Genomic DNA, 16,111 nt, shown 5'->3' with positions numbered 1-16,111 from the left:
GCCGGCTCGGGCTACCACTCGGCACGCGCCACCATTGCCACGGGACCATCGGCATAGCAGGTCCACAGCTTCAGCCCCGAACCGTCATCTGCCGCGTTCAGCGTGAAGTCGGCGTCATCGAACAATGGCGACAGGCTGCGGAACTCGAATTGCGTGGGACGGCTGCCACGGATTTGCTCTGCCAGCTGCATCAGCATCGTGGCCTGCATCGGCCCGTGAACGATCAGGCCGGGATAGCCCTCTTGCCCATGCACATAGGGCGCATCGTAGTGAATCCGATGCCCGTTGAATGTCAGCGCGGAATAGCGGAACAAGAGCACTGCCGACGGCTGGACCGCCCGGCGATACTCACCGGCAGGAGCAGTGGAAGCGATCTTCTTCGCGCCCGCATCCGGACCGTCCACACCGCGATATACAATATCCTGCCGCTCGGTCAGAGCCGCGCGGCCATTGCTGTCGACCTGATGCTCGACGGTGACGAAGCAGAGCATTCCCGTACGGCCTTCCTTCACCACCACATCCTGGATGATGGAGCGGCGTGTGACCGTCTCTCCTACCCGGATGTCACCATGGAAACTGAAGGCCCCACCCGCCCACATACGGCGCGGCAAGGGCACGGGCGGCAGAAAGCCGCCGCGCGCCGGATGTCCGTCGGGACCAAGCTCTTCGGTCGGTATGGCGGGCGGTGCCAGGCAGAGATGAATCAGCGCCGGAGCCCTGGCGCCATCGCCGGTCTCGCCCCGCAAATCGAAGGTGGCGTCAAAGCGCTCGGCGATGGCCGGGGTCAGCAGTTCCGATTGCTGTTCCTCGCGGCCTATCCACTGGCGTAAATGGTCGATATCGATCATGCCTTCGCCTCCTTCCCGGATAGCGCGGGAACCGGACCGTATTGCCGCTCGACATCGGTCACGACAGGGGCCGGGGCCGGGATCGAGACCGGACCGTTCGGCGTATCGACAGTGATCCGGCGCAAATGCGGATGGGCCGACAGCCGCGCCATGTCACTGACCGAAGCCAGGGCCACATCGGCCTGCAACAAGATGGCAATGGCCTGATCCGCATCCATCCGGGCAAACCCTTGCGCCACCGCGGCATCGGTCAGGGCCCGGTTCTCGACCCGCGCGACATTGGTGGCGAATCGCGGGTCCTCGCCCAGTTCGGGGCGTTCGAGGAACAGCTTGCAAAGACTGCGCCATTCCCGGTCGCTCTGCACCGAGATCAACACCGCCTGATCGTCTCGCGTCCGGAACACACCATAGGGCGCGATCGACGGATGCGCCATGCCGATGCGCTTGGGCGTCCTGCCGCCCTCGTGGTTGAGAAGCGGCACGGTCAGCCAATCGGCCATGACATCGAACATCGACACCGAGATATTCGCGCCCCGCCCCGTCACGCCGCGCTGGATCAGCGCCTCGAGTATCGCAGCATGTGCCGTCGCCCCGGTGGCGATATCGACGATCGAGATTCCCACGCGGGCAGGTTCATCCGGCCCGCCGGTGATCGAGCACAGTCCGGATTCCGCCTGTATCAGCAGGTCATAGGCCTTGCGGTCGGCCATCGGGCCATCCTCGCCATAGCCGGTGATCGAGCAGGTGATCAGCCGTGGGAAATCCTGCGCCAGCCGGTCAAAGCTGAAACCGAGACGCTCCAGCGCACCACGCTTGAGGTTTTGCAACAGCACATCCGCGCCTTCCAGCATCCGCCGCAACTCGGCTTTTCCCTCGGGCGAGCGCAAATCCAGCGCAACCGACTCCTTGCCCCGGTTCAACCAGACGAAATAGCTCGACTGCCCCTTTGCCACGGCATCGTAACCGCGCGCGAAATCCCCCTCGGGCCGCTCGATCTTGAGCACGCGCGCGCCGGCATCGGCCAGCCGAGAACTGGCGAATGGGGCCGCGACTGCCTGCTCGATGGCGATGACGGTCAACCCCTCCAGCGGCAGCTCGCTCATCAGAACGACCTCGGCAGGCCCAGCACATGCTCGGCGACATAGGACAGGATCAGGTTGGTCGAGATCGGCGCGACCTGGTACAGCCGCGTCTCGCGGAACTTGCGTTCGATATCGTATTCGCATGCAAAGCCGAAGCCGCCATGGAATTGCAGGCAGGCGTTCGCGGCCTCCCAGCTTGCCTTGGCGGCCAGATACTTGGCCATATTGGCCTGTGCCCCGCAAGGTTCCTGTGCGTCATAGCGGCGGCAGGCCTCGAAGCGCATCAGGTTCGCGGCCTCGACCTCGATAAAGCTTTCGGCGATGGGGAATTGCACGCCCTGGTTCTGGCCGATGGGGCGGCCGAACACATTGCGCTCGCTGACATATTTCGTGACGCGATCCACGAACCAATAGCCGTCGCCAATGCATTCGGCGGCGATCAGCGTCCGTTCGGCGTTCAGTCCGGTCAGGATATATTTGAAACCCTGCCCCTCCTCGCCGATCAGGTTCTCGGCGGGGATTTCGAGATTGTCGAAGAACAGCTCGTTGGTTTCATGATTGACCATGTTGAGGATCGGGCGGACCTGCATGCCCTTTTGCATCGCCTCCTTCACATCGACGATGAAGATCGACAACCCCTCGGTCTTTTTCTTCACCTCGGCCAGAGGCGTGGTGCGGGCCAGCAGGATCATCAGTTCGGAATGCTGGACCCGGCTGATCCAGACCTTTTGACCGTTGATGACATAGCGGTCTCCTTTGCACACCGCCGTGGTCTTGATCCTGGTGGTATCGGTGCCCGTGGTCGGCTCGGTCACGCCCATGGATTGCAGGCGCAACTCCCCCGCAGCAATCCGGGGCAAGTATTTCTGCCGCTGCTCCTCCGAGCCGTGCCGGATCAGCGTGTTCATATTGTACATCTGACCGTGGCAGGCACCTGAATTGCCGCCCGCGCGGTTGATTTCCTCCATGATGACCGAGGCCTCGGTCAGCCCCAGCCCGGAGCCGCCATATTCCTCGGGGATCAGCGCCGCCATCCAGCCCGCCCGGGTCAGCGCATTCACGAATTCCTCGGGATAGCCGCGCTGCTCATCGATCTTGCGGTGATATTCATCGGGGAACTCGGCGCAAAGGGCGCGCACCGCGTCGCGGATATCCTGAAACTGGTCAGAGCCAATATTCTGCATCTTCGATCCTCGCCTAATCGATTCAAAGACTGGCGCGACATGGACCATAATGCAAATATATATAAATTCTGATCTCCATATGATAACGATATAGGAAGGTGCAGGCATGGATATCAGGCAGCTCCGTTATTTCCTCGCGATCGTCGAAGAGGGGTCGTTCTCGCGCGCGGCGGAACGCCTGCATGTCGCACAGCCTGCGCTCTCGTTGCATGTACGCAAGATGGAGGAGGCGCTTGGCACACCGTTATTGCTGCGCCATTCCGGCGGGGTCAGCCCGACCGAGGCCGGCACGTTGCTGGTCGAGCGTGCCCGCCCGCTGCTGGCCGGGTTCGATCACATGCGGGAAGAGTTGCACCAGGTCGGCAAGGAACCGGGCGGCACGGTGCGGATCGGGTTGCCGGGGACGATCAGCGGCATCCTGTCGGTTCCCCTGATCGCCCGGCTGCATCAACGCCACCCAAGGATCAAGCCAGTTGTCGCCGAGGCCATGAGCGGCTTCGTCGGCGAATGGCTGGAAGAGGGGAGGATCGACCTGGGGGTTCTATATGGCACCGCGAATAACAGGCAGATCCGTCTTGACCCGTTATTGCGCGAAGAACTGGTCATTCTGCTGCCCCCCGACGCTCCATGCCGCGCACCGGCGACGCTGGAGGCACTGATCGGCATGCCGTTGATCCTGCCCAGTGCCTCGCACGGGCTGCGCCGGATGATCCAGCAACGGATGCAAGAGGCGGGCCTGGTCTTCGATCCGGCCATCGAGGTAGACAGCTATGCCTGCATCAAGCGCCTGGTCCAGGACGGGTTCGGCTGTTCGGTCCTGCCCATCCACGCCGTCGCCGAAGAGGCCGGACGCGGCCTGCTGCAGGTGCAGCCATTCGCGGATGACCGGTTCTGGCGGGTCGCCTATCTGGCCAGTCATGCGACCCGTCCCCTGTCGCGGGCGGCCTCTGCCGTCAGCCAATGCCTGCAGGAAGTTACCACCGAATTGATCGCCCAGGGCATCTGGCTGGGCGCGAGCGATGCCCATGATCCGACGGAAGCATCCTAGCAATCACATCATCCGGAAACCGTTTCAGACAAGCTCGATCCCGATCGCGGTGCCCTCGCCGCCGCCAATGCAGATGGCCGCGATGCCCCGCTTGCCGCCCCGCGCCTGCAGCGCATGGATCAGCGTCACGATGATCCGCGCACCGGATGCGCCGATCGGATGACCAAGCGCGCAGGCACCGCCATTGACGTTGACCCTGTCATGCGGAACCGACATCCGCGCCATGAAGGCCATGGGAACGACGGCGAAGGCCTCGTTTACCTCCCACAGATCGACACTGTCTTTCGGCCAACCCAGCCTCTCCAGCAGTTTCTCGGCGGCGGGCACCGGAGCGGTGGGGAACTGGCCCGGCTCTTGCGCGTGGCTGGCATAGCCCGCGATCCGGGCAATCGCACCCGCGCTGTCGGCGCCGATCACCAATGCCGCCGATCCGTCCGAGATGGAGCTGGAATTGGCGGCGGTCACCGTGCCGTCCTTGCGAAAGGCGGGTTTCAGCAAGGGGATCTTGTCGGGACGGGCATTGCCCGGCTGTTCGTCCGTGTCCACCACCGTCTCGCCCTTGCGCCCGCTGATCGTGACCGGGGCGATCTCGGCGGCGAAGGCCCCCGAGGCGATGGCCTCTTGCGCGCGGCCAAGGCTGGCCAGCGCATAGGCGTCCTGCGCCTCGCGGCCGAAACCGAACTCGGCAGCGCAATCCTCGGCGAAGGTGCCCATCAGGCGGCCCTTGTCATAGGCGTCCTCGAGCCCGTCAAGGAACATGTGATCGACCACCTGCCCATGACCCAAACGCGCGCCCGAGCGCATCTTGGGCAGCAGGTAGGGGGCATTGGTCATGCTCTCCATGCCACCGGCGACGATCAGGTCGGCGCTGCCCGCGCGGATCGCGTCTGCGGCCATCATGACCGCCTGCATGCCCGAGCCGCAAATCTTGTTCAGGGTCGTGGCGGGCACGGATTTCGGTAATCCGGCTGCGAAACCCGCCTGACGGGCCGGGGCCTGCCCCTGCCCCGCCGGCAATACGCAGCCCATGAACAAGCCGTCGGGCCGGTCGGAGGCAAGGCCCGCCCGCTCCAACGCGGCAGAAATCGCCACGCCACCGAGTTCCGCGGCGGTCAGACCGGACAGCGCCCCCTGGAATCCGCCCATCGGACTACGTGCGGCCCCCAGCACGAATACATCTTTGGTAGCCATGATCTCCCCCCAATTGTTCGGCAGCTCATCGCTTACTTGATCCTAACCTTTCACGTCTAGTGAGTCTGTCGGATTTATCAGATGGGGCTTTCGATGAACCTGACCGCCGCAAATGATGGAAAAACGACCATCATCATCACGCGCGAAACCCGGATCGACGCTGTCAACGCAACGCAATTCAAGGACGTGATGCGCGAGATCATCAACGATCACGGCAAACCGGCATTGCTTGACCTGCGATATGTCGATTTCATGGACAGTTCGGGCCTCGGGGCACTGGTCGCCGTGCACAAGGCCATGCCGCCCGGACTGTCATTGACGCTTGCCAACATGACACCGAATGTCGAGCGGGTCTTCAAGCTGACACGGATGGATAGCGTGTTCCAGGTTCTGCCCACCCAACAGCAGGAGAATGGATGATGTATCCGATTGACCGGCAGAAGGCCGATCCCGGAAAGTTGGCCGCATGCGAGACATGGCCGATATTCCATCGGGTCTTGACGGCCAGCCCCCTCGCCATCCGCGAAACGCTCTGCGATATCCGCAACCGTTTCACGAAATCGACCGATCCCGACACGCTCGGACGGCTCGAGCTGGTTCTCGCGGAAGTGCTGAACAATGTTGCGGAACATGCAGTTCCGCGGCATGGCGGCCTCGCCGTCAAGGACTCTCCGACGATCCACCTGTCCATCGTCCGAACCGAGCGCGGATTCGTCTGCGCGGTGACGGATGACGGCATATCGCTGCCGGATAAATGCTTGCAGCCAAGGAATTTGCCGGGGTTCGAAGATTCGGAGCTTTCCGAAAGCGGCTTTGGGTGGTTCCTCATCCAGGATCTGACCCAAACGCTGTGCTATTACCGGGAGGAGCAGAGGAACTGCCTGGCCTTCAGCGTCCCCCTTGCACGGGCGGTGCGGTCTAGTTGAGCAATTCCTGCAGCGGATAGCGCCCATCCTCGAAATCGCCGAACATCTCGATCACCTCGGGATGATCCAGCGGTTCGCCGGACGAATCCGGCACCAGGTTCTGCTCCGACACATAGGCGATGTAATAGGTCGCCTCGGTTTCGGCATAGAGATGATAGAATGGCTGATCCTTGGATGGCCGCACATCCTCGGGAATGGCATCATACCATTCCTCGGTATTCGCGAATTGCGGGTCGACATCGAAAATGACCCCGCGGAATGGCCGGTCCTTGTGCCGGACAACCTGCCCAAGACAGTATTTCGCGACGCGGTTCTGCACCTGCATGCGTAACGATCCCTTAGTACTCATGGCGTTTCGCCGAATTGGAAGGGTTCTAATGCCGCAAGCCGATTCTGTCCACCGCAGCGCTACCTGTCTCAGATGAAAACAGCAGACCCCGTGCCGACTGCTTAGCGATCGATAGGGGCTGGCGGGACGCGTTGTGTCACCAGATGCTTCTTGCGCTTCTCGTAGAACGCATTGCCGCCTGCGACGAGGACATAATGCATGTTATTATAGGGAAATCTGTATCCGGCGGTATGGAAGAACCTGGCCTTTTGCACACCGGGCTGCCGCTCGCCGTTCAGGACCGCGCGCGCGGCTTCCTGCACATCGGGCAATGCCTTGGAATTCATCGGCCTGGTCATCACGCCCGGCGCGAATTGATTTTTCTGCCCCACGACGCCACATACGGTATTCGGAAACTCATCCGACTCGACCCGGTTCATGACGACCGTGCCAACGGCGATCATGCCTTCGCGGCTTGATCTGTTCGCCTCGAAGAAAATGGCACGCTCCATGCATTCCAGGTCCTTCTTCGCATATCGCTGCCGGCCGCTATCGCCCGTCGAACAGCCTGCAAGTATGGAAGCCACCGCAAGAAGGCCCGAAACGAGCCACGTCCTAGATGCACCCTCGATCATGTTCCGCCTTATCGTTTTTCTGTCCCGGCCGTGTTCGGCGCGGGCTCTGTTGATCACTGCCACGACGTTATTTTGCCATTTCAGCCTCCTTCGCACAAGGATGACCACTGATGGCCGGCATAGGGCCGCCAGCCCCACGGCCGTGGCGATGCCGTGGAAAGACGATCTGATCGGGACGGCACATATTCTCATGTATCCGGCTGAAAGCCTGTTGACCTGAAGGGGCCCATGCTGCATCTCATTCGATGATGGTTCCCGGGACGGTCAGGCCGCCGGGTGAAAAGGGAACGTGGTGAGGTGCCCGGCACCAATTCCGCGACTGCCCCCGCAACTGTAGGCGGAGAGCATAGCCCGACAGCCACTGGCGCAGCCGAGCGCCGGGAAGGCGGGAATATGCAGCGACCCGCGAGTCAGGAGACCTGCCATCGTCATGTCAACCAACCCGGGCGGGGTGCCCCGGAAGGAGCAGCGATGACCGGATACAGCTTGTGGCGGAAATGCCGCCAAACCGCCTCTTGTCAGCAGGAACGCTGCCTTGCCGCGACTCTGCGCGGGCTTCCTACCCCGTTCTTCTCATTCCAGAAGGACGCTTTCACATGAACTTGCCTTTTCTTTCGCTGGTTGCCATCAGCGCGCTGATCGCGAAGGGCGCATATGCCGCACCGACCGAATATCCGCTGACCATCGACAATTGCGGTATCGAGATCACCTTCGATGGCCCCCCGGAAAATGTCGTGTCGATCGGACAGTCCGCGACCGAGACGCTCTATGCGCTTGGCGCAGAGGATCGGATGGCTGGCACGGCGCTGTGGTTCAGCGCGGTACTGCCGGAATTCGCGGATGCCGATGCCTCGGTGGAGCGCATCGCAGACAACGCCCCCAGCTTTGAATCGGTGGTGAACAAACGTCCCGGCTTCGTGCCGACAATGTTCGAATGGATGATCGGCCCGAAGGGCGTCGTCGGAACACGCGAGCAATTCGCCGATCTCGGCATCCCGGCCTATGTGATGCCACCCGATTGCGAGGGCAAGGACAATCTCGTCGGGGCGGATGGGACACGTCTGGCGCCTTTCGACATCGCGACGCTCTACAAGAGCATCGAGCAGATGGCGGCGATCATGAATCGGCAGGATCGCGGGGCCGAACTGATCGCGGAACTGCAGGCCCGCGAAGCGGCGGCGGCCAGGCGTGCCCGCGCGCTGGACCTGCCTGACGCCTCTGCGGTGGTCTGGTTTTCCTCTGCCGAGATGGAGCGCGATCCCTTCGTGGCCGGGCAAAAGGGTATCCCGGCATGGATGTTCGAAAGGCTGGGGCTGCGCAACGTGATCGAATCCGACGAGGAATGGCCGACCGTGGGCTGGGAGAGCATCGCGAAGGCCGATCCCTCGGTCATCGTGATCGCCCGCATGGAGCGCCGGCGTTTCCCGGCCGATGATCACGAGAAGAAGCTGGAATTCCTGAGATCGGACCCGGTGACCAGCCAAATGACCGCCGTGAAGGAAGATCGCATCGTCATCCTTGATGCCGAGGCGATGCACGCCTCGATCCGCCTGATCGACGGGCTGGAAGCCCTGACCGACGCGATGGAAACCTTGTCGCAATGACATTGGTGCTGACCGGAGCACGGAGGGTCGAGCGTGGCAGGCAGGCGATGCGCTGGATCGGGATCGCGACGATCCTGGTCGCCGCACCGCTTGCGGGTATCTGTATCGGCGAAACGCGGATTCCACTGAGCACGGTATTGCAGGTATTGGCCAACCGGCTGTGGGATGCGGGCTATGCCGTCGATCCCATCGACGAGGGCATCATCTGGTCCTACCGGCTGACCCGTGCCCTGGTCGCCGGGGCCTGTGGCGCGGCGCTGGCGGTCTGCGGGGTGATCCTGCAATCGCTGCTGCGCAACGCGCTGGCCGATCCCTATCTGCTTGGGATCTCGGCCGGAGCCTCGACAGGGGCGGTCCTGATCGCCGTGGCAGGGCTGGGCGCCGGGATGGTGCCGATGTCGGCGGGCGCCTTGCTGGGTGCATTGCTGGCCTTTGGTCTCGTCACGCTGCTGGCCCAGCTTTCGGGTGGCGGAACGGGACTGCGGGGAACCGGGCAGATCATCCTGGCAGGCATCGCCGGATCGCAGTTGTTCAATGCGCTGACCTCCTTCATCATCGCGCGCTCGGCCAATGCCGAGCAGGCGCGCGGAATCATGTTCTGGCTGCTGGGGAACCTGTCGGGCGTGCGATGGGACGATGTGTGGCTGGCACTCCCGGCTGCCGCGATGGTGCTGCTGATCGGGTTGTGGCACATTCGCGCACTGGATGCCTTTACCTTCGGGGCGGAATCGGCGGCATCCCTGGGCATACCCGTCCGGCAGGTGCAGGCGGTCCTGATCCTCGCGGCAGCGATTGCAACAGCCGTGATGGTCTCGATCGTCGGCTCGATCGGTTTCGTGGGGCTGGTCGTGCCCCATGCCGCGCGCTTCCTGGTCGGTGTCCGCCACGCACGGTTGGTGCCTGCATCTGCATTGATAGGCATGGTGTTCCTGATCGCGGCGGATATCCTGTCGCGCGTCATGATCCCCGGCCAGGTATTGCCCATCGGAGTCGTCACCGCCCTGGTCGGAGCCCCGGTCTTCGCCCTGATCCTGATCCGCGGAAGGGCTTCGTCGTGATGATCCGGGCAAGTGATCTGGGCTGGCGCACCCGCGGAAAGACCATCCTGCAGGGCGCCACCCTGGAGATCGAGAAGGGCGAGGTCCTGGGGCTGATCGGCCCGAACGGCTCCGGAAAATCCACGCTGCTGCGCATGTTGGCGGGATTGCTGAAACCCTCACAGGGCCATGTCGAACTGGCTGGGCAGGAACTCGCCCGCATGAATCAACGCGAGATTGCCCGCATCACCGCCTTTGTCGCACAGCAGGCCGACACCTCGGATCGCATCTCCGTCCGGGACGCGGTCGAACTGGGCCGCACGCCATGGCTGGACGCGCTGCGCCCGTGGTCGGAGGAAGACAGCCGGCATGTCGCCAACGCGCTGGCGACCGTCGAGATGCAGGGCTTCGAAACCCGCGACTGGATCACCCTCTCGGGCGGCGAGCGTCAGCGCGTTCATATCGCCCGCGCCCTTGCCCAAGCGCCGCAGGTTCTGCTGCTTGACGAGCCGACCAATCATCTCGACATCCATCATCAGCTTTCTATCATGCGGCTGATCGGCCGGTTGGGCCTGACGACCATCGTCGCGTTGCATGATCTCAATCAGGCGATGTCCTGCGACCGGCTCGGAGTATTGCATCAAGGCCGGCTGATCGCGCTTGGTTCCCCGGCCGAGATCCTGACACCCGAGCTGCTGCACTGCGTGTTCGCGGTGAGCGCAACCGAATTGATCGACCCCACGGATGGCACACGCGTGCTGCGCTTCCGGTCCATGACCCAGGCTCTGCCAGACATGAACAGGCACGATGTGTCGTGATGGGGCGGGCCATCGATAACCGCCTGATCGTGAAAAGCCCGGCCTATCCAACCTTCGCCGGGCTCTTCTCTTTCGGATTCTCCGGGTATTTCCTGACAGAGATACCGGGACACTCGCATCTGTATCTGACAGGTAACTTAAGCATCCCGGGACGCGCTTCGAGATAAGGGCAAGATGCTCTCGGGCCCAGGAAGCAGCCAACAGCGAAGGTCCGTTATGGACTCTTCGCGCCGATGGCATGACTTCGGCTGAGATGCCGCTTGGGCCAAGAATCTGACGGAAAAGCCAAATGTCTCTGACAGACGACAAAAAAGATGAATGGCGGACCCGGGACGATTCGAACGCCCGACCCCCAGATTCGTAGTCTGGTGCTCTATCCAGCTGAGCTACGGGTCCGTTGTAGGTGGCGGATCTAGCGCCGCGTTCCGGGAGATGCAAGGGGGGAAAGTGTAAAAAACCTCGGCTGCCGTTCAATGCGCCGAGGTGGCATGGCCCGGTGACAGGATATTCATCTGGCGGGGAATACGGATCATGAACTCGCTGCCTTCGGCATCGCTGCGCAACAGCTCCAGCCGGCCGCCATGGCTGCGGATGAGATCGGCGGCGATCGTCAGGCCAAGGCCCGTGCCCCCCTTGCGGGCACTGCCGGTGAAGGGCTGGAACAGGTATTCGCGCGCCTTGTCCGGCAAGCCCGGCCCATTGTCGCCGACACGGATCCACCATTCGTTGTCGCCTTCTCCCGCGCCCAGTTCGATCATCCCTGGCTGCCCCGTCCCCTCGATCGCCTGCCGGGCATTCCGCGCAAGATTGGTCAGCACGCGGTAGAGCTGATCCCGATCCGCACGGATTGTCAGGCTTGCAGGAATGTCAGTCAGGAATTCGACCTGACCGGCGGTCGCGGACGCCAAAGTCTCGGCCTCGATCACCTCGGCCGCGAGCTGGGCGAGATTGAAGCGGGTCAATGACGGCGCCGGCTCCTCGGCCTTGCCGAATGCCAATGTCGTCTCGCACAGGGTCACGGCACGCGTGATGGAGTTCAGTAGCTTGGGCGCCGCGCGCTTGACCTTTGGATCGGCGCTGTCCTCGAGACGGTCCGCAAAGATCTGCGCCGTCGTCAGGATATTGCGAAGATCATGACTGATCTTGGCCACCGCCTGCCCCAGCTGCGCCATCCGCTCTTTCTGCTTCAGCGAGGAGGTCACCGTCTTCTGCATCGCGGCCAATGCGGTTTCGGCCTCTCGCAACTCGCCCAGGCGCGCATCGGGCGTAATGATATGACGCGGGTCCTCGGGTGCGCTGGCATAGGCGGACATATTGGAAATCACACGGCGAATCGGCACCAGGATCAGGCGTTGCGCGGCAAGGTTCAGAAGAATGGCCGTCAGGATCGAGAACGCCGCCGACATCGCGAGCAAACGCAATCCGAATTCGATCATCGCGATACGCAGCGGTGCCGTCCGCATGGTGATCTCGATCAGCTGGCCAGCCTGGTTGACCGGCGCGCCGATGACCCGAATCACCTGGTCTTCCCGTTCCCACAAGGTCACGACGGCATCCATGATCGATTGCCACGGCGGGGTTTCACGGAGATCGTAGGTAACTGCGACCGGCCCCGGGATCTGCGACGAGAGCACGAGCTGCCGGATATCGTCGCGCCGCAGCACGACGTTGAAGACCCCGGCATTTTGCAGCAGTTCCGATTCCAGGTCGCTGGCCAGGGCGTCATCCGTCGCCAGAAGCGCGAGACTGGCAATCTGGGCCCGCTCCAGCCGCGATTCGAGATAGTCCCGGCGAAAGCTGGCCAATGCGGGCAGAAGAATGAATATCTCTGCCAATATGACGAAAATGATCGTCAATGCAGCGAATCGGCCAGAGATCGTATTCAGCTTCATTTCGTCCCGGATATTATGCGGTCATTTTGGCACTTATGCAGAACCGCGCGCTTTTTACACATCGAACGACCTTTTTCAGCCTCAAGTTCCCAGATAAATTTCCGGGCAGCGTGGCAGACTTACCGCAGGTAGGCTGTTGACGCCGCATTCAGCCTGCACTATCCAGCGGGCTTCGAACAACCGGCGCGTCATCGTGCGGGGTCGCGATCTATCGACCTCATCGCCTTGGACCGCCACCCGCAAGCTACGACCCGGAGACAGGAATATGAAGCGCACTTTTCAACCTTCGAACCTCGTTCGTGCGCGCCGTCACGGCTTTCGCGCCCGCATGGCCACCAAAGGCGGCCGCCGTGTGCTGAACGCCCGCCGCGCAAAAGGCCGCAAACGCTTGTCGGCCTGATTGCATCCCGGTGGGTGCGTCCCGCCGGTGAAAGGCTTTGGACATGCCGCCCTTGCCCCATCCCGACGCTGATTCTCGGCCACAGGATGAAGGCATGGCGGCATTTCGCATGGCAAACAGCCCGGATCACGGCAAGATGCCCGAAATCCTGAAGAAACGCGCCGATTTCCTCGCTGCGGCCAGGGGACGGCGTCAGGGAACCGCAGGATTTCTTCTGCAGGCGCGGGATCGCGGGGACGACGCTCCGGCGCGCGTCGGTTTCACCTGCTCGAAAAAGATCGGAAACGCCGTCATGCGCAACCGCGCCAAGCGCCGATTGCGTGCGATCGCCCGGCTGAAGCTGCCCGATGCCGCCCGGCAAGGCTGGGATTACGTCCTGGTCGGTCGCCCCGACGCGACGATCAACCGCGATTTCGGCGATCTCTGCGATGATCTGTCACATGCCTTGCGCAAGGTGCACCGATGAGCCCGCTGGCGCATCTGTTCGCCCTGCCGGTCCGGGCGTATCGGCTGCTGGCCTCGCCCTGGGTCGGACATGGCTGCCGGTTCCAACCGACCTGCTCGGCCTATGCGCTCGAGGCCCTGGATCGCCACGGGGCGATTCGCGGAGGCTGGCTGACGCTCCGGCGGATCGCCCGCTGCCACCCATGGGGCGGAGAAGGGTTCGATCCCGTTCCGGGCCGGTCCGATCATCAATGCGACCATCGGCATGGGCGATAAGCTCTTTCAGAAAGGTTCGGCAATGCTGGACAATAGCGACGACACGGAAATTCACCCTCTTTTCGCGGGCGCACCCTCGTCAACCGAGTTCTGCAAGCTGCGCAAGCGCCTGGTTCGCGAAACCCGCAGCGCAATCGACGATTACGCCATGCTGCGCCCCGGCGACCGCTGGTTGGTCTGCCTGTCCGGCGGCAAGGACAGCTACACCTTGCTGGCTGTCCTGCACGAACTCAAATGGCGGGGGCTGCTGCCGGTCGATCTGCTTGCCTGCAATCTGGATCAGGGCCAGCCGGGCTTTCCGGCGACAGTCCTGCCCGAATTCCTGTCCAGCCGCGGCGTGGAGCACCGCATCGAGTATCAGGACACCTATTCCATCGTCACCGCGAAAGTCCCGCAGGGCCGCACCTATTGCGCGCTATGCTCGCGCTTGCGGCGCGGAAATCTCTACCGGATCGCACGGGAGGAGGGCTGTTCGGCCGTAGTCCTCGGACATCACCGCGACGACATCCTGGAAACATTTTTCATGAACCTGTTCCATGGCGGTCGACTGGCCACCATGCCCCCGAAACTGCTGAACGAAGACGGGGATCTGACCGTTCTCCGCCCGCTTGCCTATGTGGCCGAAGCGGATTGCGAGCGTTTCGCGAATGCGATGAACTATCCGATCATTCCCTGCGATCTCTGCGGCAGCCAGGAGGGATTGCAGCGCGTCCAGGTCAAGAAATTGCTCGATGAATGGGAAACGCGGACTCCGGGCCGCCGTCAGGTCATGTTCCGGGCGCTGATGAATGTGCGGCCCTCGCATATGCTGGATCCGAAACTGTTCGACTTCGCCTCGCTCTTCCCAAGCGAACAGCAAAGCGGCGCGGATCCCCTGCACGGCAATCAAGCCCCTTAACGGAACGAAAAGCTTTCACCTCTAAGGCAGGCTCCCAGCAACTCTGAGGGGAGCCGATATCTTGGAACGTCTTTTCAGCGCCGGATGGGGGAAACTGTCCCGATTCTTCCCGCGATCCGGCATCGATCGGCAGCCCGGACGTCTTCTCCTGCTGCTGCGCCTCGAAAACATGCAGATCCTGACCGACCGCCTGGAGCAGGCCGGAATGACCCATCTGCTGGAACAGGAGGCGGCACATCTCCGCGACGCGCTCCGCCCGCAAGACCCCGTGCAAATCCTGGCTCCGGGCCTTTTCGCGATAACCTTGCACTGCAATTGCTGGACCGCGGCCATGACGGTGGCCAGGCGCGTGCAGCAGCATGGTCAGCGAAGGCTGGCGGTGATGGGGCAGACGATCAGGCCGGTGCTGACCGGGTTGCTGATCCCCCATCCCCGGCTCACCTGGATCAGCAAGGCGAGATTGCTCAGGCAGGGTCAGATGAAGATGGACAGCTTCGGGCCTGCCGAACTGGGCCGGATCATCCCGCTTGATTCACCTTGTGACCAATTGGCCGACGAATTGCCGCTCACCATCGCCGACGCGATGAAGGCGGGACAGATGATCGCCCATTTTCAGCCGAAGGTCTGCTGTCATTCGGGCCGGGTGACGGGCTTCGAGGCGCTTGCCCGCTGGCAGCATCCGATGCAGGGAGTATTGCCGCCAGAAAGCTTCATGCCGGGATTGGCAGAGACCGACCACATCGCCCTGACAGGCGTAATGCTGCAACATGCCCTGGACGCACTGGTTTTCTGGGACGAATCCGGCAACCATGTGGAAACGGCATCGCTGAACATTTCCAATGTCGAACTGGGCGATCCGGATCTTTCCGAAACAATCCTGCAAGAGCTCGAAAAACGCCGGTTGGCACCGAGCAGGCTTGTTCTGGAACTGCTGGAAAGCATCGTCCCCATCAATAGCGATCCGGTCGCGCGCAAGAACCTGAAACATCTGCTGGAGGCGGGCTGCCGGCTGGATCTGGACGATTTCGGAACAGGTTATGCCGGCCTGGACGCGGTCCGGACCTTCAGTGTGCACCGTATCAAGATAGATCGAAGCTATGTCACCGGATGCGATATCGATGCCAACCAGCAGCGGATGGTGTCGGCGATTCTCGCCATGGCCGGGCAACTGGGGATCGAGACCATCGCAGAGGGGGCCGAAACACAGCAGGAGCACGCCTATCTGGCCCAGCTTGGTTGCGACGAGGTGCAGGGTTATGCGGTGGCCAGGCCCATGCCGCTGGAGGAAACGCTGGAGTTCATGGCCAGGCACGAGGACCGGATAGCTTCCCTGCCGGGCATCGTGCCGGGAAAACTCATCTGACCCCTGCCTCCTCCTCGATCGCGGCGGTTTCGGTCCGCTCGCGACATCTTGACCCGGCAAGAACGAAATTCCGTATGTTTTATTGGACAGCGCAAGGCAAAATGGGCAAATCCGCTTGACCTTTGATGGCCCCTTCT

At 62.4% G+C, this 16,111-nt stretch carries 18 protein-coding genes, 1 tRNA gene and 1 riboswitch; of the genes, 11 read left to right on the top strand and 8 right to left on the bottom strand.

What is annotated here, in order from left to right:
* Window positions 1–11: 11 nt before the first annotated feature.
* Genes A7A09_RS11470 through A7A09_RS11460 form a run of 3 tightly spaced genes read right to left on the bottom strand, consistent with a single transcriptional unit; the run spans window position 12 to window position 3,114 of the window.
* On the bottom strand, window positions 12–848 hold the full coding sequence (locus A7A09_RS11470) for an HTD2 family dehydratase (protein WP_106691532.1): 837 nt from the start codon (window positions 846–848) through the stop codon (window positions 12–14).
* Window positions 845–1,951 carry a CaiB/BaiF CoA transferase family protein gene (locus A7A09_RS11465; RefSeq protein ID WP_106691531.1) on the bottom strand — a complete coding sequence of 369 codons (1,107 nt, stop codon included), beginning with the start codon at window positions 1,949–1,951 and terminating at the stop codon, window positions 845–847. The genes A7A09_RS11470 and A7A09_RS11465 overlap by 4 nt, the downstream gene beginning before the upstream one ends.
* Window positions 1,951–3,114: an acyl-CoA dehydrogenase family protein gene (locus A7A09_RS11460; RefSeq protein ID WP_106691530.1), complete on the bottom strand. Its 1,164-nt coding sequence runs from the start codon at window positions 3,112–3,114 to the stop codon at window positions 1,951–1,953. Before A7A09_RS11460 ends, A7A09_RS11465 begins: the two co-directional genes overlap by 1 nt.
* Before the next feature lie 106 nt (window positions 3,115–3,220).
* Between A7A09_RS11460 and A7A09_RS11455 the strand changes: the two genes are divergently transcribed.
* Window positions 3,221–4,162, top strand: coding sequence for a LysR family transcriptional regulator (locus tag A7A09_RS11455; RefSeq protein ID WP_106691529.1), 942 nt, complete (start codon window positions 3,221–3,223; stop codon window positions 4,160–4,162).
* Between the two features lie 24 nt (window positions 4,163–4,186).
* On the opposite strand, the gene A7A09_RS11450 is transcribed toward A7A09_RS11455, so the two are convergent.
* Window positions 4,187–5,353: an acetyl-CoA C-acyltransferase gene (locus A7A09_RS11450; RefSeq protein WP_106691528.1), complete on the bottom strand. Its 1,167-nt coding sequence runs from the start codon at window positions 5,351–5,353 to the stop codon at window positions 4,187–4,189.
* Between the two features lie 81 nt (window positions 5,354–5,434).
* Here A7A09_RS11450 and A7A09_RS11445 point away from each other — a divergent pair, with 81 nt between their 5' ends.
* Both A7A09_RS11445 and A7A09_RS11440 read left to right on the top strand, forming a co-directional pair.
* Complete coding sequence (locus tag A7A09_RS11445) at window positions 5,435–5,773, top strand: STAS domain-containing protein (RefSeq protein WP_366465890.1); 339 nt, start codon at window positions 5,435–5,437, stop codon at window positions 5,771–5,773.
* Entirely contained in the window at window positions 5,770–6,279 is a 510-nt protein-coding gene (locus A7A09_RS11440) for an ATP-binding protein (RefSeq protein WP_245999289.1), read from the top strand. Before A7A09_RS11445 ends, A7A09_RS11440 begins: the two co-directional genes overlap by 4 nt.
* Here the strand turns inward: A7A09_RS11440 and hspQ are convergent.
* The gene (hspQ, locus tag A7A09_RS11435; protein ID WP_106691526.1) at window positions 6,272–6,604 is read right to left on the bottom strand and encodes a heat shock protein HspQ; all 333 of its coding nucleotides are present in this window, start codon (window positions 6,602–6,604) and stop codon (window positions 6,272–6,274) included. The genes A7A09_RS11440 and hspQ overlap by 8 nt on opposite strands.
* A 125-nt stretch (window positions 6,605–6,729) precedes the next feature.
* Window positions 6,730–7,242: a cell wall hydrolase gene (locus A7A09_RS11430; protein ID WP_106691525.1), complete on the bottom strand. Its 513-nt coding sequence runs from the start codon at window positions 7,240–7,242 to the stop codon at window positions 6,730–6,732.
* A 232-nt stretch (window positions 7,243–7,474) separates the two neighbouring features.
* Window positions 7,475–7,683, top strand: a riboswitch (cobalamin riboswitch).
* A gap of 155 nt (window positions 7,684–7,838) precedes the next feature.
* Between A7A09_RS11430 and A7A09_RS11420 the strand changes: the two genes are divergently transcribed.
* The 3 genes from A7A09_RS11420 to A7A09_RS11410 are packed head-to-tail and all read left to right on the top strand — an operon-like array spanning window position 7,839 to window position 10,701.
* Entirely contained in the window at window positions 7,839–8,846 is a 1,008-nt protein-coding gene (locus A7A09_RS11420) for an ABC transporter substrate-binding protein (RefSeq protein WP_106691523.1), read from the top strand.
* Between the two features lie 47 nt (window positions 8,847–8,893).
* Window positions 8,894–9,904 carry a FecCD family ABC transporter permease gene (locus A7A09_RS11415; protein ID WP_106691588.1) on the top strand — a complete coding sequence of 337 codons (1,011 nt, stop codon included), beginning with the start codon at window positions 8,894–8,896 and terminating at the stop codon, window positions 9,902–9,904.
* Entirely contained in the window at window positions 9,901–10,701 is an 801-nt protein-coding gene (locus A7A09_RS11410) for an ABC transporter ATP-binding protein (protein ID WP_106691522.1), read from the top strand. Before A7A09_RS11415 ends, A7A09_RS11410 begins: the two co-directional genes overlap by 4 nt.
* A gap of 319 nt (window positions 10,702–11,020) precedes the next feature.
* On the opposite strand, the gene A7A09_RS11405 is transcribed toward A7A09_RS11410, so the two are convergent.
* Window positions 11,021–11,097, bottom strand: a tRNA-Arg gene (locus A7A09_RS11405).
* 74 nt (window positions 11,098–11,171) lie between these two features.
* The gene (locus A7A09_RS11400; protein ID WP_106691521.1) at window positions 11,172–12,593 is read right to left on the bottom strand and encodes a sensor histidine kinase; all 1,422 of its coding nucleotides are present in this window, start codon (window positions 12,591–12,593) and stop codon (window positions 11,172–11,174) included.
* A 265-nt stretch (window positions 12,594–12,858) separates the two neighbouring features.
* On the opposite strand from A7A09_RS11400, the gene rpmH reads away from it, so the two are divergent.
* The 5 genes from rpmH to A7A09_RS11375 all read left to right on the top strand — a co-directional run bounded on the left by rpmH (window position 12,859) and on the right by A7A09_RS11375 (window position 15,974).
* Window positions 12,859–12,993 (top strand): 50S ribosomal protein L34, encoded by a 135-nt coding sequence (rpmH, locus tag A7A09_RS11395; RefSeq protein ID WP_028725980.1) that lies wholly within the window; start codon window positions 12,859–12,861, stop codon window positions 12,991–12,993.
* Window positions 12,994–13,087: 94 nt separating this feature from the next.
* Window positions 13,088–13,459 carry a ribonuclease P protein component gene (gene rnpA, locus A7A09_RS11390; protein ID WP_106691520.1) on the top strand — a complete coding sequence of 124 codons (372 nt, stop codon included), beginning with the start codon at window positions 13,088–13,090 and terminating at the stop codon, window positions 13,457–13,459.
* Window positions 13,456–13,713 (top strand): membrane protein insertion efficiency factor YidD, encoded by a 258-nt coding sequence (gene yidD / locus A7A09_RS11385; RefSeq protein ID WP_106691519.1) that lies wholly within the window; start codon window positions 13,456–13,458, stop codon window positions 13,711–13,713. The genes rnpA and yidD overlap by 4 nt, the downstream gene beginning before the upstream one ends.
* Window positions 13,714–13,735: 22 nt before the next feature.
* Window positions 13,736–14,611: a tRNA 2-thiocytidine(32) synthetase TtcA gene (gene ttcA, locus A7A09_RS11380; protein WP_106691587.1), complete on the top strand. Its 876-nt coding sequence runs from the start codon at window positions 13,736–13,738 to the stop codon at window positions 14,609–14,611.
* A 61-nt stretch (window positions 14,612–14,672) separates the two neighbouring features.
* Entirely contained in the window at window positions 14,673–15,974 is a 1,302-nt protein-coding gene (locus A7A09_RS11375) for an EAL domain-containing protein (RefSeq protein ID WP_106691518.1), read from the top strand.
* Window positions 15,975–16,111 lie beyond the last annotated feature (137 nt).

The organism is Paracoccus methylarcula (genome assembly GCF_003007735.2).
Lineage (GTDB): Bacteria > Pseudomonadota > Alphaproteobacteria > Rhodobacterales > Rhodobacteraceae > Paracoccus > Paracoccus methylarcula.
The sequence above is the reverse complement of the archived record's forward strand: the minus strand, read 5'-3'. Positions and strand labels throughout refer to the sequence as shown.